This is a genomic window from Tessaracoccus zhenghani (assembly GCF_055326325.1).
In genome coordinates this window covers 280,910-299,137 of the sequence record NZ_JBUZNQ010000002.1, presented here as the reverse complement: position 1 = coordinate 299,137, position 18,228 = coordinate 280,910, and the positions used below count along the sequence as shown (strand labels likewise).

General features: G+C 69.1%; 20 protein-coding genes. 7 read left to right on the top strand and 13 right to left on the bottom strand.

Features of this window, described 5'->3' with window-relative positions; translation table 11 throughout:
• Positions 1-17: 17 nt before the first annotated feature.
• Complete coding sequence (locus ACZK4S_RS05210) at positions 18-212, bottom strand: Flp family type IVb pilin (RefSeq protein ID WP_463643580.1); 195 nt, start codon at positions 210-212, stop codon at positions 18-20.
• 211 nt (positions 213-423) lie between these two features.
• On the opposite strand from ACZK4S_RS05210, the gene ACZK4S_RS05205 reads away from it, so the two are divergent.
• A complete protein-coding gene (locus tag ACZK4S_RS05205; RefSeq protein ID WP_463643579.1) occupies positions 424-1,986 on the top strand; it encodes a VWA domain-containing protein in 1,563 nt (520 codons plus the stop codon).
• A gap of 13 nt (positions 1,987-1,999) precedes the next feature.
• Here the strand turns inward: ACZK4S_RS05205 and ACZK4S_RS05200 are convergent, their stop codons facing one another.
• A complete protein-coding gene (locus ACZK4S_RS05200; protein ID WP_463643578.1) occupies positions 2,000-2,665 on the bottom strand; it encodes a response regulator in 666 nt (221 codons plus the stop codon).
• Complete coding sequence (locus ACZK4S_RS05195) at positions 2,662-3,912, bottom strand: PspC domain-containing protein (RefSeq protein ID WP_463643577.1); 1,251 nt, start codon at positions 3,910-3,912, stop codon at positions 2,662-2,664. The genes ACZK4S_RS05200 and ACZK4S_RS05195 overlap by 4 nt, the downstream gene beginning before the upstream one ends.
• A 113-nt stretch (positions 3,913-4,025) precedes the next feature.
• Here ACZK4S_RS05195 and ACZK4S_RS05190 point away from each other — a divergent pair, with 113 nt between their 5' ends.
• Genes ACZK4S_RS05190 through ACZK4S_RS05180 form a run of 3 tightly spaced genes read left to right on the top strand, consistent with a single transcriptional unit; the run spans position 4,026 to position 5,700 of the window.
• A complete protein-coding gene (locus tag ACZK4S_RS05190; protein WP_463643576.1) occupies positions 4,026-5,240 on the top strand; it encodes a PspC domain-containing protein in 1,215 nt (404 codons plus the stop codon).
• A complete protein-coding gene (locus tag ACZK4S_RS05185; RefSeq protein WP_083665385.1) occupies positions 5,237-5,434 on the top strand; it encodes a hypothetical protein in 198 nt (65 codons plus the stop codon). Before ACZK4S_RS05190 ends, ACZK4S_RS05185 begins: the two co-directional genes overlap by 4 nt.
• Positions 5,431-5,700: a PspC domain-containing protein gene (locus ACZK4S_RS05180; RefSeq protein WP_463643575.1), complete on the top strand. Its 270-nt coding sequence runs from the start codon at positions 5,431-5,433 to the stop codon at positions 5,698-5,700. The genes ACZK4S_RS05185 and ACZK4S_RS05180 overlap by 4 nt, the downstream gene beginning before the upstream one ends.
• Before the next feature lie 46 nt (positions 5,701-5,746).
• Here the strand turns inward: ACZK4S_RS05180 and guaA are convergent, their stop codons facing one another.
• The gene (gene guaA / locus ACZK4S_RS05175) at positions 5,747-7,297 is read right to left on the bottom strand and encodes a glutamine-hydrolyzing GMP synthase (RefSeq protein ID WP_463643574.1); all 1,551 of its coding nucleotides are present in this window, start codon (positions 7,295-7,297) and stop codon (positions 5,747-5,749) included.
• 179 nt (positions 7,298-7,476) lie between these two features.
• On the opposite strand from guaA, the gene cysK reads away from it, so the two are divergent.
• Positions 7,477-8,406 (top strand): cysteine synthase A, encoded by a 930-nt coding sequence (cysK, locus tag ACZK4S_RS05170; protein ID WP_076059578.1) that lies wholly within the window; start codon positions 7,477-7,479, stop codon positions 8,404-8,406.
• A gap of 69 nt (positions 8,407-8,475) precedes the next feature.
• The gene (locus ACZK4S_RS05165) at positions 8,476-9,309 is read left to right on the top strand and encodes an NAD-dependent epimerase/dehydratase family protein (protein WP_463643573.1); all 834 of its coding nucleotides are present in this window, start codon (positions 8,476-8,478) and stop codon (positions 9,307-9,309) included.
• A gap of 11 nt (positions 9,310-9,320) precedes the next feature.
• On the opposite strand, the gene ACZK4S_RS05160 is transcribed toward ACZK4S_RS05165, so the two are convergent.
• Genes ACZK4S_RS05160 through ACZK4S_RS05130 form a run of 7 tightly spaced genes read right to left on the bottom strand, consistent with a single transcriptional unit; the run spans position 9,321 to position 16,288 of the window.
• Positions 9,321-10,313 (bottom strand): hypothetical protein, encoded by a 993-nt coding sequence (locus ACZK4S_RS05160; protein ID WP_463643572.1) that lies wholly within the window; start codon positions 10,311-10,313, stop codon positions 9,321-9,323.
• The gene (locus ACZK4S_RS05155; RefSeq protein WP_463643571.1) at positions 10,313-11,278 is read right to left on the bottom strand and encodes a hypothetical protein; all 966 of its coding nucleotides are present in this window, start codon (positions 11,276-11,278) and stop codon (positions 10,313-10,315) included. Before ACZK4S_RS05155 ends, ACZK4S_RS05160 begins: the two co-directional genes overlap by 1 nt.
• Positions 11,279-11,328: 50 nt before the next feature.
• Positions 11,329-12,033 (bottom strand): DNA alkylation repair protein, encoded by a 705-nt coding sequence (locus ACZK4S_RS05150; protein WP_463643570.1) that lies wholly within the window; start codon positions 12,031-12,033, stop codon positions 11,329-11,331.
• A gap of 2 nt (positions 12,034-12,035) precedes the next feature.
• Positions 12,036-13,667, bottom strand: a complete 1,632-nt coding sequence (locus ACZK4S_RS05145) for an efflux permease Rv1217c-related protein (RefSeq protein ID WP_463643569.1) — start codon at positions 13,665-13,667, stop codon at positions 12,036-12,038.
• Positions 13,664-14,548: an ABC transporter ATP-binding protein gene (locus ACZK4S_RS05140; RefSeq protein ID WP_076059590.1), complete on the bottom strand. Its 885-nt coding sequence runs from the start codon at positions 14,546-14,548 to the stop codon at positions 13,664-13,666. Before ACZK4S_RS05140 ends, ACZK4S_RS05145 begins: the two co-directional genes overlap by 4 nt.
• Positions 14,545-15,183, bottom strand: a complete 639-nt coding sequence (locus ACZK4S_RS05135) for a TetR/AcrR family transcriptional regulator (RefSeq protein ID WP_463643829.1) — start codon at positions 15,181-15,183, stop codon at positions 14,545-14,547. Before ACZK4S_RS05135 ends, ACZK4S_RS05140 begins: the two co-directional genes overlap by 4 nt.
• Positions 15,184-15,235: 52 nt before the next feature.
• Positions 15,236-16,288, bottom strand: coding sequence for an alpha/beta hydrolase (locus ACZK4S_RS05130; protein ID WP_463643568.1), 1,053 nt, complete (start codon positions 16,286-16,288; stop codon positions 15,236-15,238).
• A gap of 103 nt (positions 16,289-16,391) precedes the next feature.
• On the opposite strand from ACZK4S_RS05130, the gene ACZK4S_RS05125 reads away from it, so the two are divergent.
• Complete coding sequence (locus ACZK4S_RS05125) at positions 16,392-16,772, top strand: globin (protein ID WP_076059596.1); 381 nt, start codon at positions 16,392-16,394, stop codon at positions 16,770-16,772.
• A 36-nt stretch (positions 16,773-16,808) separates the two neighbouring features.
• Here the strand turns inward: ACZK4S_RS05125 and ACZK4S_RS05120 are convergent, their stop codons facing one another.
• The gene (locus ACZK4S_RS05120) at positions 16,809-17,105 is read right to left on the bottom strand and encodes a chorismate mutase (protein ID WP_076060148.1); all 297 of its coding nucleotides are present in this window, start codon (positions 17,103-17,105) and stop codon (positions 16,809-16,811) included.
• A gap of 14 nt (positions 17,106-17,119) precedes the next feature.
• Positions 17,120-18,220, bottom strand: a complete 1,101-nt coding sequence (locus ACZK4S_RS05115; RefSeq protein WP_076059598.1) for a GuaB3 family IMP dehydrogenase-related protein — start codon at positions 18,218-18,220, stop codon at positions 17,120-17,122.
• Between the last annotated feature and the right edge of the window lie 8 nt (positions 18,221-18,228).

Sequence of the window (18,228 nt, the reverse complement as noted above, 5' to 3'; positions counted from 1 at the left end):
ATGTTACGCGTTCGCCCTTAAGCGCCCTTAAGCTTCGTCTCGACCGTGGTGAAGAGCCTGAAAAGCTCGTCCCCCACAGAGAACACGACGACGATGATCGCGATCGCGATGGCGGCGACCATGATGCCGTACTCAACGGCGGTGGCGCCCTTCTCGGACTTCATCCTGGACGCGATGACGCCCCGGAGGACGGTCTCCATGTAGTTGAACATGAATCTTCCTTTCGACGGGGGAGAATTCGGCGGCCCGGCAGAGCTGACGGACTTCGGGCGACCAGTCCCCCAACGGGTCGCAAGCAGGACAATACATGATTTGCAGGAAAGTACGAGTCCAAACATCCAAACTGAACCTTGGGCATGATAGAGGGGTGCATGCAGACCTCACCACCCGCCCAACGGCGCGTGACGCTAGGGTGAGCAGCACGTGACCATCTGGGGGGAGGGCACCATGCGACGCCTGTCAGCCGTGCTCGTAAGTTTGTTGCTTTGTTCGACACAAATCGGGGCGGCGTTCGCCGCGCCGCCGGCCGCAACCATCGACGATGTCCTCGAGGCCCTCCAGGTCCGTCCACAGGAATCCGACTACGTGATCGTCGTCGATACGTCGCTGTCGATGCGGGCGGAGGAACGCTACGTGAGGGTCGCGGAAGCGCTCGGCGTGACGCTCACGCAGTTGCAGCCCACCGACCACGTGGCGCTCATCACCTTCGACGACGGCGCCCGAGTCGCCTACCGCGGACCCCGCGGAGACGACCCCCAGGCAGTACTGAACGAGCTCCCCGCGCAGCCATCCGGTGATCAAACCGACATCGGGGCCGGCCTCGAACTTGGCCTTGAGGAGCTTGAACGCCCCGACGCCAAGGCTGCCGGCGCTCTGGTGTTGATCACTGACGGCGACCTCGACACCAAGCCGGACTCGCCGTTCGCTGAGCCCACCTCCGAGGGGTGGGCAGATCTCAAGGCGCGGGCCGCGGCCCTGAGCGGCAGGGACATCGCCACCTACGCCCTGTCAGTGGGGGAAGAAACCGACGCCGGCCTGATGACCGGGGTGTTCCCGGATACGCAGGAGATCCCCGTCGCCCAGTTCGCCGACGTGCTGAGCGACCTGCGCATGCAGCTGCTCACATTCCAGGCCAAGCAGAAGCTGGATCCCGACCTGGAGGCCGGCGCCCTCACGGCGAAATTCACTGACACCAAGGCCCTCGGCTCCGGCGAGCACGCCACAACTCTGCAGGTCTCGTCCACCTACGGCCTCCTTCCCACACACCTCACGGGCCTCGCGGCGGAAGTTACCGGCTCAGCTCCGGTCACCGTCGAAGGGCTGCCGGACGAAGTGGTTCTGGCCCCCGGCCAAACCGTCGACCTTCCCTTGACCTTGACCGTCGGCGAGTGGGACGGCAGCCAATCTGACCTCCTCGTCACTGCCGTGGCGGACAGCTCTTGGAGCGAGGTGGTGCGCACGGAGCTGCGGACCCCCGTGGAACTGACTCTGACGGCCGCCCCGCTCCAGCTGGTCGACGAGCCGGTGCCCGCCGCGTCAGAAGACGCAGTCGCCGGAGAGACACCACAGCCGAGTCCCTCCCCCACGCCACTGGCACCCCCTCCGGCCGAGACTGAGCAGGCTGCACTCGACCCGCTCCCGCTGATCATCGGCGGCGCGGTGCTCGTCCTCCTGGCCCTAACGGCGCTCTTCTACCTCAGCCGCCCCAAGCTCGAGGGAGCCCTCACCGTGCTGCGCGACGGGCAACTGGTGCAGGAACTGCTGCTCACCGGAAGGTCTGTGTCGTTGACTCCCCCGCAGCCGGGAACAGGACCCTCCGGTGCGGTGTCGGCGGCCGGCAAGCGCGAACAGGTGATCGTGAAGGCCTCCGTTGACGGCGAGAAGCCGGTCAAGGCCAAGCTGGCCGACGGCGAAAGCGTTCGCGTGGGCGAGTACGAACTCGTCTACACCGGCACCCGAAGCCGGGTGTTGGCGAAGATCAGCTGAACAGCGGGAGAGGCTAGACCAGGTGGCGGTCGGTGGCCCACTTCGTGAGCTGGTGCCGGTTCGACAGCTGCAGCTTCCGCAGCACCGACGACACGTGGGTCTCCACCGTCTTGATCGAGATGAACAGCTCCTTCGCGACCTCCTTGTAGGAGTAGCCGCGGGCGATGAGCTTCATCACCTCACGCTCGCGGGCGCTCAGCTTGTCCAGTTCCTCGTCCACCTGCGCGATGTCGATGGCGCCGCTGAAGGCGTCCAGCACGAAGCCCGCCAGCCGCGGGGAGAACACCGCGTCACCGGCGGCCACGCGCGCCATCCCCTCGATCAGTTCCTCCGAGCTGATCGACTTGGTCACGTAGCCGCGGGCGCCGGCGCGGATGACGCCGATCACGTCCTGCGCCGCGTCGGAAACCGACAGCGCCAGGAACTTCACATCTGGCTTCGTGGGCAGCACCTGCTTGATCACTTCAGCACCGCCGCCACCGGGGAGGTGCACGTCGAGCAGCACGACGTCGGGTTCGGTCTCGAGGATTGCCTTCACCGCGGTCTCGACATCCTCACCCTCACCCACGATGCTGACGTGCTGGCCGATCTCGTGGTTGACGCCCGCCCGGAACATCGCGTGGTCATCAACTATGACAACCCGCAACCCGGCCACATCATGGGCCTGATCCTCACTCATCCGCTCATCTCCAGTTTCACTTCAGTGCCGTCCCCGGGCTCCGAGCGGATCGTCGCGCTACCCCCGTAACGTTCCATGCGAGCCCGGATCGATTCTCTCACGCCCATGCGTCCCTCGGGCAATTGCTCGGTATCGAACCCCTTGCCACGGTCCCGAATGAACACCTCGATCTGTCCATCATCCACTTCGGCGTACACGTCGATGCGTGGCGCGCCCGAATGCTTGGCCGCATTCGTGACGGCTTCACCGGTGGCGAGGATGAGGGCCTCAACCTTGTCGTCGACGGTGGCGTCACCCACACAGACCAGTTCGACGTCGACCGGGAACCGGCCCTCCACGTCGGTGGCCATCTCCTGCAGGGCGGAACGCAGCGACGCGGCGCGGGCGGTTTCGCCGTAGAGCCAGGTGCGCAGTTCACGCTCCTGACGGCGGGCCAGTTGGGCGACGGTGGCGGAATCGTCGGCCTGGCGCTGGATGAGGGCAAGAGTCTGGAGGACGGAATCATGCAGGTGCGCAGCCATGTCGGCGCGCGCCTCGGCGCGGTGGCGCTCCGCGTCGGCACGACGCACCCGGTTGCGGTGCTGGTACAGCCACGGGGCCGCCACGATGAACAGGCCGGCCAAGAGCAGCGCGGAGGCGCCGAGCACTCCGGGGAGTTGGGCGAGGCCAATCTGCGTGGCCAGAGTCCACGAGATGCCGGCGCCCACGAGCACCAGCCCGCCGACCAGGCGCACGATGCTCATCGTGCCGCCGCCGCGGGTGACGCGGGCCCACAACCGCGTGTCGGTGCTGCGGGTGGTGACCACGCGCTCGTCGACCTGCAGCCAGATCACGATGATGCCCACACCGCCGATGACCATCGGCCAGAACAGCGCCGTCGGGACCACACCGCCCGAGACGAAGAGCCACAGCAGACCGACGACGACCAGGCCTCCGGCCACGAGCACACCGTGGTCCGGGCGCGATGCGGGCAGCAGCGTGGGGCGCATGCCGCGTCGGGTGGCGGCCTCGAGGCCAGCGGCCTCCTCGAGCCGGCCGCTGGGCAGCAGCACCCACAGGGCGCCGTAGGCGAGGAGCCCCAGGCCGGAGAGCAGGGCGCCGATCACGAAGGCCAACCGCACCATCCGCACATTGATGCCCAGGTGGGCGGCCAGACCGGCCGCGACACCGGCGATCACCCCGGACTCGACGCGGCGTTGCAGCGGCGCGCGCGTGGGCGCGCTGGGCACCACCGGTAGCTGAGTCATGACCCCAGATTGTCACGGGCATCCCCCTCAGGCCAGACCGGAGAGCCCTTTCCAGGGGCGCTTCAGGGGCTCACCCGATGCTCTTTCGGCTCGGGTCAGAGCAGACTGGAGCCATGACCACAGAACTCGACCTCGGATGGTTCGACCCGAGCCTCGGCGCCCTGCAGCGCCCGGAGGCCGCCGGCGTCTCCACCGGCCTCAGCCGCGCCATCGCCCAGCGGCTGGGCGTCGACGTGGTCCTCGTGCGCGTCGTGTTCATCGTGCTGGCCTTCTGCGCCGGCCTCGGCCTGGCCCTCTACGGCTGGGGCACCGTCCTGACCCGCGGTCCGCAAGGCACCCGCCCCATCGACCAGGTGCTGCCCGGCTTCCGGGACTGGTCCCCGTTCATGCAGAAGGCCGCCGTCGTGATCTCCACCGTCATCGTGGTGGCCACCCTCGACGCCGCCCTCCCCCTCCCCTGGGGCGCCGGCGTCCTGGTGCTCATCGCGCTGGTGCTGGTTCGCCGTCGTGCGCGGAATTCCGGAGCGTTCCCGCCGGCCCACTACCCGCTGCCCTCCGGCCCCTCCGCCCCGGGTTCGACCCGCTATGTCCCCGGCGCCCCGCGCCTCTTCCCCCCGGCCGCGCCCGCCGTCGCCCCGCTCGACGACCAGACCCTGGTGGAGCACTGGCGTCGCAGCATCAACGAGGCGGTGGGCTCGCATCGCGCGGCGGTGCCGTCGAGGCAGTTGCCCACCGTCGACCTCTACGCCCCGGAGGAGCCGCCGGCGCCGCGCATGCTGGTGCCGCAGGCCAAGAACGGTTGGTGGATGGGCGTCGCGGTCATCGTGGCGATGATGGCAGCGTCGTTCGTCTCGGCCGGGCTGCTCGGCTACGACCTGAGCACCACGCTCGCCGCGACCACCGCCACCGGTGGCGTGGTCACCGTGATCTGCGCCCTGGCCGCCCGCGACCGCCGGATCCCCCGCGTGGTGCTGGCCGCTCTGGCCGCCTCGATCGTCGTGACGGGGTGGCTCGCCACCCAGACCGCCGTCGGCCCCGCCCCTGCCCCCGCCGACGACACCCACGTGGTGCGGCTCGTCAGCAGGGAGGGCGTCGTGGACCTGAGCGGCATGGAGCTCGACGACCAGACGGTACTGCGGCTTGAGGTGATCGCCTCCGACGTCGAGCTGATCCTGCCCGGGCCCGTCGAGGAGATGACCACCACCTCGTGGCTGGCCGACGTGACCGTGGCGCCGGGAAGCGCCGCAGACGCGGGCACGGCGACCGGTGGTCTCCACATCGACGTCCATGCCCAACTGTCCGACGTGCTCATCAAGGAGTCCGCATGAACCGCCCATCGCTCGACATCGCCGCGCTGGCCATCGGCCTCGTGGCCGTCGGCTTCGCCGTCGTACTCCTCCTCGCGGGGCACATCGCCTCGCCCCTCATTCAGCCCATCCTCGCCGTCACCCTGGCCGCAGCAGGCACGATCGGGCTCCTCGCAACACGTGGCCGCACCACCCACCGGAAGGAACAATCATGAAACTCACCCGCTCCCGTAACGGCATGATCGGTGGCGTCGCCGCCGGCGTCGCCAAGGCCATCAACGTCGACGTCACCATCGTGCGCGTCGCCTTCATCCTCATCTCGATCTTCGCCGGCAGCGGCCTGCTCGTGTACCTCATCCTGTGGGCGGTCATCCCCCGCGAAGACGGCGGCACCATCGCCGAGGAGGGGTTCGACAAGGCACGCACCTGGTACGACGACCGGAAGAACCAGGGCCCCAAGGGACCCAACTACGACATCTGACCGCACAGAAAAACCCCCAAGCTGCAACGCAGCTTGGGGGTTTTCGTCACTCCCACTCGATGGTGCCCGGCGGCTTGCTCGTGATGTCGAGCGCCACGCGGTTGACCTCAGGGCATTCGTTGGTGATGCGGCTGGAGATCTTCTCCAGCAGCTCGTAGGGCAGACGGGCCCAGTCGGCCGTCATCGCGTCGTCGGACACGACGGGGCGCAGCACGATGGGGTGGCCGTAGGTGCGGCCGTCACCCTGCACGCCCACCGAGCGGACATCCGCCAACAGCACGACGGGGAACTGCCAGATCTCGCGCTCCAGCTTGGCGTTGGCCAGTTCCTCGCGCGCGATGGCGTCAGCCTGGCGGAGGATCGCGAGGCGGTCCTCGGTGATCTCGCCGACGATGCGGATGGCCAGGCCGGGGCCGGGGAACGGATGGCGCCACACCATGGCCTCAGGAAGGCCGAGCTGCTCGCCCACGGCGCGCACCTCGTCCTTGAACATCTGGCGCAGCGGCTCGATCAGCGTGAACTGCAGGTCGTCCGGCAGGCCGCCGACGTTGTGGTGGCTCTTGATGTTGGCCGCACCCTCGCCGCCGCCCGACTCGACGACGTCCGGGTACAGCGTGCCCTGGACGAGGAAGTCGATGCCACGGTCTCCTGCGATCTCGCGCGCCTTCTCCTCGAAGGTGCGGATGAACTCGCGGCCGATGATCTTGCGCTTCTCCTCCGGGTCGCTGACGCCTGCCAGCGCGGTGAGGAAGCGCTCACGCTCGTCGGCGAAGACCAGGTCGACGCCGGTGGCCGCCACGAAGTCGGTGCGGACCTGCTCCACCTCGCCCTCACGCAGGAGGCCGTGGTCGACGAACACGCAGGTGAGCTGCGAGCCGATGGCCTGCTGCACGAGCGCGGCGGCGACGGCGGAGTCAACGCCGCCGGACAGCGCGCAGAGGACGTGCTTGTCGCCCACCTGGCTGCGGACCGCGTTGATGGACTCCGTGACCATGTTCTCCGGGGTCCAGTCGGCAGTCAGCTTCGCGATGTTGAACAGGAAGTGCTCAATGACCTGCTGGCCCCACTGGGTGTGGTTGACCTCGGGGTGCCACTGCACGCCGGCGAGCCCGCGCTCTCTGTCCTCGAACGCCGCCACCGGCGCACCGGCGGTACGGGCGAGGACCTTGAAACCCTTGGGGGCCTTGCTGACGGAGTCGCCGTGCGACATCCAGACGTTGAGGGTGTTGGGCAGCGAGCCGAGCAGGCAGCCACCCTCGGCGATCGACAGGGACGTGCGGCCGTACTCGCGCTGGCCGGTCTTCGCGACCGTGCCGCCGAGGGCCTGCGCCATCGCCTGGAAGCCGTAGCAGATGCCCAGGACCGGGACCCCTGCGCTGAAGATGCCGGGATCAACAGAGGGCGCGTCGTCGGCGTACACCGAGGACGGTCCACCGGAGAGGATGATCGCGGCGGGCTTCTGGGCCATCATCTCCTCGACGCTCAGCCTGTGGCTGACGATCTCCGAGTACACGTTGGCCTCGCGCACACGGCGCGCGATCAGTTGGGCGTACTGGGCGCCGAAGTCGACGACCAGCACCTTCTCGTGGGCAGTCATGGTGAGGAGTCTAATGTCGCGGGGCAGCTCCGCCCTAACGGGGAGAGCCTCGCTCACCGACCCTGGACACGTCGCCAGCTCGTCGGGATCAAGGCACGTCAGCCGTGCCCTGGAAAAATTCGTGGAGCCGAATTCCCGCGCCGGGGAATAATCCCCCTGTCAGGGCGGTTGGCGGTGGCATGAGCATTTACTCTGACGTCACGGCCCTCGTCGGTCGCACCCCCCTCGTAAAGCTGAACCGGGTCGCCGGCGACAACGCCATCGTCGCCGCGAAGCTCGAGTTCTACAACCCCGCCAACTCCGTCAAGGACCGCATCGGCGTGGCCATCGTCGACGCAGCTGAGGCCTCCGGCGAACTGCAGCCCGGCGGCACCATCGTCGAGGGCACCTCGGGCAACACCGGTATCGCTCTGGCCATGGTGGGCGCCGCCCGCGGCTACAAGGTGGTCCTGACCATGCCCGAGACCATGTCGCTGGAGCGCCGCGCACTGCTGCGCGCCTACGGTGCCGAGCTCGTGCTGACACCCGGCCCCGCCGGCATGCGCGGCGCCGTCGAGCGCGCCGAGGAGATCGCAGCTGAGCGCGGCGGCATCCTCGCCCGCCAGTTCGCCAACCCCGCCAACGTGGAGATCCACCGCACCACCACCGCCGAGGAGATCTGGAACGACACCGACGGCGCCGTGGACATCGTCGTGGCGGGAATCGGCACCGGCGGCACCATCTCCGGTGTCGGCCAGGTCCTGAAGGAGCGCAAGCCCAGCGTGCAGATCGTCGCGGTGGAACCGCAGGAATCGGCGATCCTCTCCGGCGGCCAGCCCGGCCCGCACAAGATCCAGGGCATCGGCGCCAACTTCATCCCCGAGATCCTGGACCGCTCCGTCATCGACGAGGTCCTGCCCCGCAACATCGACCAGGCCGTCGACTTCGCCCGCCGGGCCGCACGCGAGGAGGGCCTCCTGGTCGGCCTGTCCTCCGGCGCCGCACTGTCGGCCGCAGCCGAGGTGGCGGCCCGCCCGGAGAATGCCGGCAAGACCATCGTGGTCATCGTCCCGTCGTTCGGCGAGCGCTACCTCTCCACCGTCCTGTTCGAGGGCTTGATCGACAACTGATCGGCCAACTTTCCGCTTGAGACTAGGGCGGCCGCTGCCGACAGGCAGCGGCCGCCCTAGTCTGAAGGCATGAGAATCGTCATCACGGGCGCCAGCGGCAAGGCCGGGCAGGCCACCCTGCGCCACTTCACCGACAACACGGACCACGACGTCGTGGCCACCGATCTCGCACCCCGCCCCGCCTGGTACGACGGCCGCTTCTTCAAGGCGGACCTGACGCAGGTGGGCGAGGCCATGGACCTCCTCGTCGACGCCGACGCGGTCATCCACCTGGCCAACATCCCGGCCGACAACATCCACACCGACACCCACACGCTCAACCAGAACCTGCTGATGAACACCAACGTGTTCATGGCGGCCTGGAAGCTGCGGTTGAAGCGCATCGTGTGGGCCTCGAGCGAAACCACCCTCGGGCTGCCGTTCGACGAGGTGCGCTACGTCCCCGTCGACGAGGACCACTACCCGCTGCCGAACTCGACGTACTCGCTCAGCAAGGTGATGACCGAGACGATGGCCGCCGAGGTGGCCCGGTGGGCCGGCATCCCGGTGATCGCGCTGCGGTTGTCGAACATCTTCACGGTGGACGACTACGCCATCCAGCCGTCGTTCGCGAAGGATCCAGAGGCGCGACGGTGGAACCTGTTCGGCTACATCGACGCCCGCGACGTCGCCCAGTCCTGTGAGGACGCGCTCACCGCAGACCTCACCGGCGCGCACTCCTTCGTGATCGCCGCTGACGACATCATCCTCGACATGCCCACGCGCGACGCCCTCAAGGCGATCCACCCGGGCCTGACGGTGCCGGACGAGGTGGCGGAGTTCGGCACGTTGCTCAGCAACCGGGCCGCCGCCGAGAAGCTGGGGTGGCGTCCGCGGCACTCTTGGCGCGACGTCGTGGCCTGAGCCATCGGCGGCTACTTCTCGATGGCCAGCTTCTCGTCGACGGCGGGGAGGTAGTACAGCGCCAGCGAGTCGAGGATGCGCTTGACCTGCGCGAGCGATGCCTGGCGTTCCCCCTCCGTGGTGGCTCCGGCGGCGAGCCTGGCAGCCTTGCCCGCGCGGCGCGCATCCGCGCGGGCGTGTTCCGGGAAGTGGCTGAGCCCCAGACGTTCGGCGTTGGCCTGTGCCACGTTGAACGTCAGTTCCACCTCGGTGGCGCGTTCGTCCAGTTCGTCGGTGGAGGTGAGATCCGTGACGTCGTCGAACGCCACCAACGCCGCCTCGAACTCGGCCGTGGCCGGCACCTTCGGGTCGAAGAGCGCCGGCGACTCGATGCGGTAGGCGATGTCGCCGCGCAGGCCCAGGTAGGCGTCGCGGATCGCGTCGACGCGTTGGTAGGCGAGGCCGCGCCGGTCCGAGCCGGGCGTCGGCGGAACCCACAACTTGCCCGCCTCGCGCGTCAGCGCATAGGCGTGGATCGTCCCCGTCGTCAGGCCCAGACGGTCCGGCGCCAGGAAGGTGAGCCGGCCGCCCTTCCAGAGCCGCCGCACGCCCATGGCGGCCGCGCCGGCGATCATGAACGACAGGTACAGAAACGACATCGGGTTCGAGTTCAGGCTGGTCAGGACCATGAACACGGTGGTCACGAGGGCGCTGGCCAGCAGGGCGGCGATGTTGCGCGGCGAGAACAGCTGGTCCTCGTGCCAGATCACGGCAGGCAGCACCATCGCCCGGGCACCGGAGCCCTCCAGGAGGGAGGCCGCCTGGGCCCCCAGGGACTCGCCGGGCTTCACGTCACGCTCGAACCGCTCGCCGTTGGGCCGCTGGATGCGCAGCTTGATCTTGTCTTTCTGTCCCCGCCGCGCGTCGACGACGACGGCCTCGTCGTCGTTGTAGAGCAGCACCGCGCCGGGCGCGAAGCCGGCCCACGTGGTGTCGGGCGGGACCTGCTGCCAGGTGGCGTACATCAGGAGGCCCGCCTTCCGGGGAGCTGCGGCGGGGTGCTGCCGGTGATGGCCCTGCGCGCTTCCGTCCCGGTGGGCAGGTAGTAGAGCGCCAAGTCGTCGAGGATCTCGACGGCTCGGCGCAGCGCTGTCTCCCGCTCCGGCGCGGGTGCCGCTTCATCGACGGCGAGCCTGGCGGCCTTGAGCGCCGTGGTCGCTCGGAACTGGGCCGCCTGCGGCAGGTGCGCCATCCCGATCCGCTCGGCGTTCGCCCGTGCGGCGGCGAAGGTTGCCCGCACGCGGCGGGCGAGCTCGCGCCGCTCGTCATCGCCGGCCACGCCGTCGTTGTTGTCCCATTGCAGCAGTGCGAGGGTGAACTCCTTCGACGTGGGCTCGTGGGGGTCGAACAGTGCGGGGAACTCGATGCGGTAGACGATGTCACTGAGCAGCCGTCCGTACTCCTCCTTGACGTCGTCGACCTCGATCTCCTCGGGCAGCGCCGGCAGGGGGAAGTCGATGGCCCTGACGTCGCCGTCGCCGGTCTCCACGGCCCAGTCGCGATACCGGCGGCCCTTCTTGAAGGCGTCCTGGGCCACGAGGATGATGGTGACGCCGAGCGCGAGGAACACGAAGCGGAAAATGCCGAACCCGTCACCGACGCCGCCCAGGCTGGCCAGTGCGATCCCCACCACCCACGGCAGGTAGGACAGGAAGGTCTGCGCCGGCCGCAGTTTGGCCGTGACCTCGCCGCCCTCCACCTGGAAGGCCCGGAGCGGGCGGGCGGCCGACACGGTGGCCACGGCCTGCCTCAGGGTGCGCTCCCCGCGCACGCCCTCGAAGTCTGTCTTGCGGCCGTCCGGCAGGTACGCGGTGAGCGTGTGGGTGCCGCCCTGGGAGGTCCTGCGGATGATGCTCCGGCCGGCCTCCGTCTCGACGAGGAGGAGGCGGCCCAGCGCTGAAACGGGGCTGTCGAGGGAGATCTCCACCATGTCCACCCCTCGACGATACCGGTGCGGCAAGGCACGCCCGGCTGGAGGGCTCAACCTGCCGACGACGGGCGGCCCAGCCACTTGAGGCCCTCCCGCACCGAGAGCGGCGAGAGCCTGTCCGCATTGGCCGCGATGTAGGTGCGCACCCATGGGCCGTCGGTTTTGGAGTACTCGCGCAGCGCCCAGCCGATGGCCTTGCGCGCGAAGAAGTCGCCGTCGCTGATGCTGTGCTCGATCGCGTGCGTCAGCAGCTCACGATCGGTGGCCTCCCGGAACAACCGCTGGCAGATGATCGCGGTGCGCCGCAGCCAGAGGTCCTCCTCCTCCGCCCAGCCGCGCAGGAGCGGTGTCATGAGGGCGGGCTGGGCCCGGAGGAGCTCCCCCACGGTGCGGGCGGAGATCTCGTCGACGACGTCCCACCACGCCCCGGTCACGATGAGGTGGCGGAGCATGGCGATGTTCTCCGGTGAGGGCTCGAGGGCGAAGGCCCGGTAGCGACCGTGGCGCAGAACTGCGATGGCGGCGTACCACTCCTCGCGGTGGGTGGCGTGGTCCCAGAGATCGACGACGGCGGCGCGCCACCCGTCGGCCGACGCCAGCCGGGACCGGGACAGGACCGGCTTCAGGGTCGCCCTCAATGCAGGTGACGTCAGGCCGTAGTACGGCAGCACCGATTTCATGTACCGCTGCTGGCCGGCGGCGCGTGCCGGGTCGGCCTGGGCACGCAGCGCGGCGCGGATCTCGTCGGTCAGCATCGTCAGCGGAGGTCCCGGCGCGCGAAGAGCGGTAGCCCGGCGAGGATCAGCACGACCGCCATCGCGAGGAGCCACGCGGGCTGCCACCACTGCATGCCCACCTCGATCGGGGCGCCGTACAGGTAGGCGCGGAACGGCGACCACCATCCCCACTCCTCCCTGCCCGCCGCCATGAGGAGCGTGTAGCCGAAGTACGTCGCGATGGCCACGCCCGTGGTGCCCCAGACGACGAGGCCCGGGCGGCCGGTGGCAGCGGACAACACCAGGGCGAAGCCGCCGAAGGCCCAGCCGAGGCAGGCCATCAGGAAGCAGGCGGTCGCGACGTTCGCGAGTTCCACCTCGAGCCCGCCCAGCGCGTTGCCCGCCCACAGGCCGAGGAACAGCCCGACGCTGACCACCAGCACGTAGCCCGCCATGACCGCAGCGGTGGTCCAGTAGACGCGGGAGCGCGAGACGGGGGTGGCGAGCACTCCCGCGAGCCGCCCGGCGTGCTCCTCGCCCGCGATGCCGGCCGAGGCGGCTGCCGTGGCCAGCAGGATCACGGCAATGGGGGCCATCATGCCCATCGTTTCGATGTGGAGGAACCCGGCGGGGGTGGACATGTTGCCACCGCCGAACATCGCCACCATTGCCTCGGGGAAGCTCGCGGCGAACTGGTTGAGGTCGGCCTCCATCGACGAGTACAACGGGCCCATCAGGAGGCCCATCAGCGCGCCCATGATGAACGTCACCGTGATCAGCAGCGTGCGCTGGGAGGCGAAGCGCAGACCCAGGAGTGACTGGCCCCGACCGGTGGGGCGAACCAGTTTCCCGACGACAGGGAGCGCGTGGAGCCGCTCCTTCAGCGTCGCGCCGCCCTCATGCAGGCGGATCTCACGACCCGCGAATCCGATCACCCCCACCGCGATCAGCACCGCGGCGCCGGCCAGCAGCAGCGCGAGGTGGCCGCCGTCGACGCCGTTGACAAGGGGCTTCGACCCGTTGAACCAGGTCCACGGCACCCAATCGGCCCAGCCCTCACGCCACAGCGGCAACAGCCCGGCGCCGAGCCACCCCAGCACCATGACGCCGGCAGCTACCGCGGCCGCCAGAGACTTGCGGCCCGTCAGCGCGCCGACGGCGAACGCGACGGCCGCGTGGAACACGGTGTTGGCCCCGAGGTGGGTCATGAGGGCACCGAGATCGGATTGGCCGATGTCGATGCCGAGGGCCAGCGGCGCCAGCGCGCCGGCCGCCCAGATCACGACCGTCGCGGCCACGAGGAGCAGCACCATGGCCACCGCCCTGCTCAGGGCGTAGGCCGTGCGCGACACGGGCGCGGCCAGCACCAGGGGCAGCGTCCGGTTGCCCTCTTCGCCGGCCACGGCCTGGGCCCCGATCGCGATGCCGACGCCTGCCAGTGCCATCGCGCCGATGGCCCCGAGCATCTCGTTGTAGGCGAGCACGGACGCGTCCGCCTCCGCGGGGACACCCATCACGCTGCGGACGGCTTCCGGGAGCGCCTCGTAGATGCTCAAGTCGATGTCCTGGTAGACGATCAGCCCGAACACCAGCATCGCGGCGACGACTGCGGAGGCGGTCGTCAGGCCCCGCCACCCGTCGGCCAGGCCCTTGCGGAGGACCGCGGTGCTCACTTCGCGTCCTTGTAGTAGGCCAGGAAGATCTCCTCGAGGTCGGCATCGTTGGTGCGGAGGTCGCGCAGGGTGGTGAGGCCGGTGACAGCCCCCAGCAGCGCAGACATGTCGCCGTTGAAATCGACGAGGGCGCGCCCCGGCGTGAGTTCCACGTCGCGCACGCCGTCGATCCTGCGGAGGAAGCCTTCGTCGAGCTCGCCGTCGAAATCCAGCTCGATACGGCGCATCTGCATGGCGCGCAGCGCGGCGACCTCCTCCACCGCGACGAGGCGACCTTGACGGATGATGCCCACCCGGTCCGCCACGCGCTCCACCTCTGACAGGGTGTGCGACGACAGGAAGACGCTGCGGCCGTCGTCGGCGACCTCGCGCATCATGGCCCAGAACTCGTGCTGCACGAGGGGGTCGAGGCCTGCGTTGGGTTCGTCGAGCAGGAGCAGTTCGGGCTTGTGCATGAACGTGGCGATCAGGCCGATCTTCTGCCGGTTGCCGCTGGAGAGTTCACCGACGCGCTTGTCGAGGTTCGCCTTGAGGCGCTCCACGAGTTGGTCGACGTAGCGCCAGTCGACTCCCCCGCGGAGATTGGCGAAGAACTTCAGGGTGTCCCGTCCTGTCATCGCCGGCCACAGCGCCAGGTCCGCCGGGAGATAACCCAGCCGGTTGCGGTGGGCCACCTCGCGCGGTGCGGCACCCAGCACCGTGGCCGAGCCCGACGTCGCGTTGAGCTCGCCCATCAGCACGCGGATGGTGGTGGACTTCCCGGCTCCGTTCGGGCCGAGGAAGCCGAAGACCTCCCCCTGCCGCACGTCGAGATCGAGGTCCACCAGCGCGGGGAAGGACCCGTAGTGCTTGGTGAGCTGCCGCGTCTGGATGGGGATCATGCGTCCTCCTCGGACAGTTGATCGATGGCCGCGAGGTACTGCTCACGGACCGCGGGTTGCAGGAGGCCGCCGAAGACCTCCAGGTGGACGCGCAGGTAGCGCGCGAAGCCGGGCTGGGTGGAGGGGTCTGCGCTGCGCAGGTCGATGCCGAAGTGCCTGCTCAGGTGGTTGTGCAGGCTGAGCGAGCCCAACCCGAACATCGTCAGCAGGACGGCCCGGGACCGCTCATCGTCGGTGGGCGTGAGCAGCCCGGCCTGAACGCCTGCCGCGAGGTAGTCCTCGGCGTCGTCGATCATCGCGTCGACGAGGTGGTTGATGCCCTCGGAATTGTCGGTGAGGCGCATGGCGAGGTAGCCCATGACGTGCTCGGAGCCGGTGGCCCGGAGCGCGGCCAGCGCGTCGAACCCGGCGCCCTGGGCGATGGCGTCCTCTTTGCCGTTGCGCACGAGATCCGCGACGTGTTGGTCACAGGCGTGCAGGAGCTGCCCCATGGAGCCGAAGTGGTGGCGGATGAGGCCCAGCGACACCCCGGCCAGGTCGGCGACGGCCCGCGCCGTCGCGGCCTTCACCCCCGATTCCGCGACGATCTCGATACACGCGTCGCGCAGCTTGGCGCTCGTCGTCCGGTCATCCATCACGATACAAGCGTATAACTACCTATACATCTGTACAAGGTGGCGCCCGGGATCACTGAACCAGGATGCGGGTCACCTCCCGTGCGACGAGGCCCGGGACGGCCAGCGGGATGCCGTGATCCTCGCCCTCCAGGAAGACCTCCCGGACCTCTCCCCCGTTCGCGCGGTACCGCTCAAGCACCGCCCGGGTCTGATCGACCATCGGCTGGGGAGGCAGCACGTCCTCGCCGGGCCAGCCGGGGATGGCGCCGAGCTGGCCGAGCGTGGCCAGATCGAACAACGAACCGTTGGCCACCACCTTGTCCTCCGAGGCGTGGATCCACAGCACCGGCGGCTTGCGTTCGAGGTCCACGATGCCCGCGGTGTTGTACCACCTGGGGCTCATGGTGTTGAGTACGCCGCGATCCCCTGTCGCCGAGCCGGGCCAGTTCTCCGAGGCCACCGCGTTGCCCGGGTAGAAGTCGTCTCCCGTGCGGATCTTGACCAGTTCCTGCGTGAGGAAATCCTCGTCCAGGTTGGCGTGGTTGGCACCTCCCCCGAAGTACGTGCGCATGATCACGCGGGGACTGGTCTGCGGGTCGCCCTCGCTGGTGTCGTGGGCCGCGAGCCGCGCGACGAACGCGGGGTTGGCCCCGCCGGCACCCGCACCGGCGTGATCGGCCGTCGCCGGTTCGCCGTCGGTTCCCTTCGTGCCGCCGTAGCCGTACGGCGACAGCGGTGCGATGAGGGTGACCGACGCCAGGTCGTCGCGGTATTCGAGCATCAGTTGCTGGAGGACCCCGGCGCCCATGGACCACCCGACGGCGTTGACCCTGCGCTGCCCCGCGAGACCCAGGTACGAGAGAAGGTCATGGAGGTCGTCGACCATGTCGCCCAGCCCGTGCCGGGCGTCGATGGGGAGGGGGTCGGTGTCGCCGAAGCCGCGGAGATCCGGCGCGATGACCCTCACGTCGGCGGCGAGGTGCTCGACGACGTACCGCCAGAAGCCGCCGCTGCTGAGGTTGCCGTGCACCAGCAGCAGCGGCGTACCGTCCATCGGACCGGCCGTCCACACGTTCTGGGTGAGGCGGTTGGTCCGGATCCGCTGCGGGGTCAGTTCGTTCATGGCGGGGCTCCTCGTCGTTGGGGGTGGGCCGCTGCCGCCAATCCTGACACCGCGTTCAGGTTGCTGTAAAGGGTGCGTTGCCGGCTCCTGACACAATGGGTCCGTGACCGACAAGAGCTTCTACGACCGCGTGGGCGGCTACGGAACCTTCCAACAACTCGTGCATGAGTTCTACAAGGGTGTCGCCGATGACGCCCCGCTGCGGGAGCTCTATCCCGAGGAGGACCTGGGCCCGGCGGAGGACCGGTTGAGGATGTTCCTCGAGCAGTACTGGGGCGGCCCGAAGACCTACCAGGAACAGCGCGGCCACCCCAGGCTGCGGATGCGGCACCTGGAATTCGCCGTCACTCCGCTGCAGCGCGACCGGTGGGTGCACCACATGATGAACGCCTGCGACACGCTGGATCTCGCTCCGGAGGACGACGCGGCCCTGCGCGACTACCTGGTGCGGGCGGCGGAGTTCATGATCAACTCCCACGACTGAGCCGGCAACCTCCCCCGAGGCCGCCGGCTCAGGGCGTCAGTCTGCCTGCTCCGCGGCGATCCGCTCGTGGTGGCGCACCACCTCGCTGACGATGAACGTCAGGAACTTCTCCGCCAGCTCAGGATCCAGCTCCGCGCTCTCCGCGAGCGCACGAAGCCGGGCGATCTGCTGGGCCTCGCGGCCCGGGTCTGCCGGCGGCAGCCCCGCCCTCGCCTTGAGCTCCCCCACCCGCTGGGTCACCTTGAAGCGCTCAGCCAGCAGGTGGATGAGGGCGGAGTCCATGTTGTCGATGCTGCCGCGCAGGCGCTTCAGCTCGTGGAGTGCTTCGTCCATGGGGATCCCCATCGTCAGAGCAGGATGAGTTCGATGCGCTGGAACGACTTGAGGTCGGTGTAACCGGTCAGCGCCATGGCCTTGCGGAGACCGCCAGCCAGGTTCATCGTGCCGTCCGGAACCCGCGACGGGCCGAGCACGACCTCTTCGAGGGTGCCCACCTGCTCGAAGAAGGAGCGCTCGCCCCGCGGCAACGAGGCGTGCCACGCCTCGGAACCCCAGTGCCAGCCGCGGCCGGGGGCCTCGGTGGCGCGGGCCAGAGGTGAGCCGACCATCACGGCGTCGGCACCACAGGCGACGGCCTTGGCGATGTCGCCGGAACGCCCGACGGCGCCGTCGGCGATGATGTGCACGTAGCGGCCGCCCGACTCCTCGAGGTAGTCACGGCGGGCCTCCGCCACGTCCGTCACCGCAGAGGCCATGGGCACCTGGATGCCCAGCACCGACGCGGTGGTGTGCGTGGCGCCACCGCCGAAACCGACGAGGACGCCGGCCGCACCGGAGCGCATGAGGTGCAGACCGGCACGGTAGGTGGCCACGCCGCCGACGAGCACGGGGGTGTCGAAGCGGTAGATGAAGTCCTTGAGGTTGAGGGTGTCCTCGCCGCCGACGTGCTCCGCCGAGACGGTGGTGCCGCGGATGACGAAGAAGTCCATGCCGGCCTTCTCGATGATGGGCGCGAACTCCTGCGTGCGGGCGGGCGACAGCGACCCGGCCACCGGGACCCCGGCCTCGCGGATCTCGGCCAGGCGATCACGGATGAGCTCCGCCTTCACAGGCTCTGCGTAGATCTCCTGCAGCCGCTTGGTGGCGGTGACCTGATCCGACTGCTGGGTGATCAGTTCGTACTGGGCCTGCGGATCCTCATAGCGGGTCCAGAGACCCTCCAGGTTCAGCACGCCCAGGCCGCCGAGCTGGCCCATGCGGATGGCCGCTGCCGGCGACATGACCGAGTCCATGGGGGCGGCCACGATGGGCACGTCGAAGCTGACGGCGTCGATCTTCCAGGAGAGGTCCACCTCCTCGTCGCTGCGGGTGCGACGCGTGGGCGCGATGGCGACGTCGTCGAAGCTGTAGGCGCGGGAGGCGCGCTTGGAACGCTCAAGCTCGTACATGTGGTTGT

What these genes read in the sequence shown, in the direction of transcription:
- ACZK4S_RS05210 (WP_463643580.1), bottom strand. Translation starts at nt 212, where the DNA reads ATGTTCAACTACATGGAGACCGTCCTCCGGGGCGTCATCGCGTCCAGG.
- ACZK4S_RS05200 (WP_463643578.1), bottom strand. Translation starts at nt 2,665, where the DNA reads ATGAGTGAGGATCAGGCCCATGATGTGGCCGGGTTGCGGGTTGTCATA.
- ACZK4S_RS05195 (WP_463643577.1), bottom strand. Translation starts at nt 3,912, where the DNA reads ATGACTCAGCTACCGGTGGTGCCCAGCGCGCCCACGCGCGCGCCGCTG.
- ACZK4S_RS05190 (WP_463643576.1), top strand. Translation starts at nt 4,026, where the DNA reads ATGACCACAGAACTCGACCTCGGATGGTTCGACCCGAGCCTCGGCGCC.
- ACZK4S_RS05185 (WP_083665385.1), top strand. Translation starts at nt 5,237, where the DNA reads ATGAACCGCCCATCGCTCGACATCGCCGCGCTGGCCATCGGCCTCGTG.
- ACZK4S_RS05180 (WP_463643575.1), top strand. Translation starts at nt 5,431, where the DNA reads ATGAAACTCACCCGCTCCCGTAACGGCATGATCGGTGGCGTCGCCGCC.
- guaA (WP_463643574.1), bottom strand. Translation starts at nt 7,297, where the DNA reads ATGACTGCCCACGAGAAGGTGCTGGTCGTCGACTTCGGCGCCCAGTAC.
- cysK (WP_076059578.1), top strand. Translation starts at nt 7,477, where the DNA reads ATGAGCATTTACTCTGACGTCACGGCCCTCGTCGGTCGCACCCCCCTC.
- ACZK4S_RS05165 (WP_463643573.1), top strand. Translation starts at nt 8,476, where the DNA reads ATGAGAATCGTCATCACGGGCGCCAGCGGCAAGGCCGGGCAGGCCACC.
- ACZK4S_RS05160 (WP_463643572.1), bottom strand. Translation starts at nt 10,313, where the DNA reads ATGTACGCCACCTGGCAGCAGGTCCCGCCCGACACCACGTGGGCCGGC.
- ACZK4S_RS05155 (WP_463643571.1), bottom strand. Translation starts at nt 11,278, where the DNA reads ATGGTGGAGATCTCCCTCGACAGCCCCGTTTCAGCGCTGGGCCGCCTC.
- ACZK4S_RS05150 (WP_463643570.1), bottom strand. Translation starts at nt 12,033, where the DNA reads ATGCTGACCGACGAGATCCGCGCCGCGCTGCGTGCCCAGGCCGACCCG.
- ACZK4S_RS05140 (WP_076059590.1), bottom strand. Translation starts at nt 14,548, where the DNA reads ATGATCCCCATCCAGACGCGGCAGCTCACCAAGCACTACGGGTCCTTC.
- ACZK4S_RS05135 (WP_463643829.1), bottom strand. Translation starts at nt 15,183, where the DNA reads ATGGATGACCGGACGACGAGCGCCAAGCTGCGCGACGCGTGTATCGAG.
- ACZK4S_RS05130 (WP_463643568.1), bottom strand. Translation starts at nt 16,288, where the DNA reads ATGAACGAACTGACCCCGCAGCGGATCCGGACCAACCGCCTCACCCAG.
- ACZK4S_RS05120 (WP_076060148.1), bottom strand. Translation starts at nt 17,105, where the DNA reads ATGGACGAAGCACTCCACGAGCTGAAGCGCCTGCGCGGCAGCATCGAC.
- ACZK4S_RS05115 (WP_076059598.1), bottom strand. Translation starts at nt 18,220, where the DNA reads ATGTACGAGCTTGAGCGTTCCAAGCGCGCCTCCCGCGCCTACAGCTTC.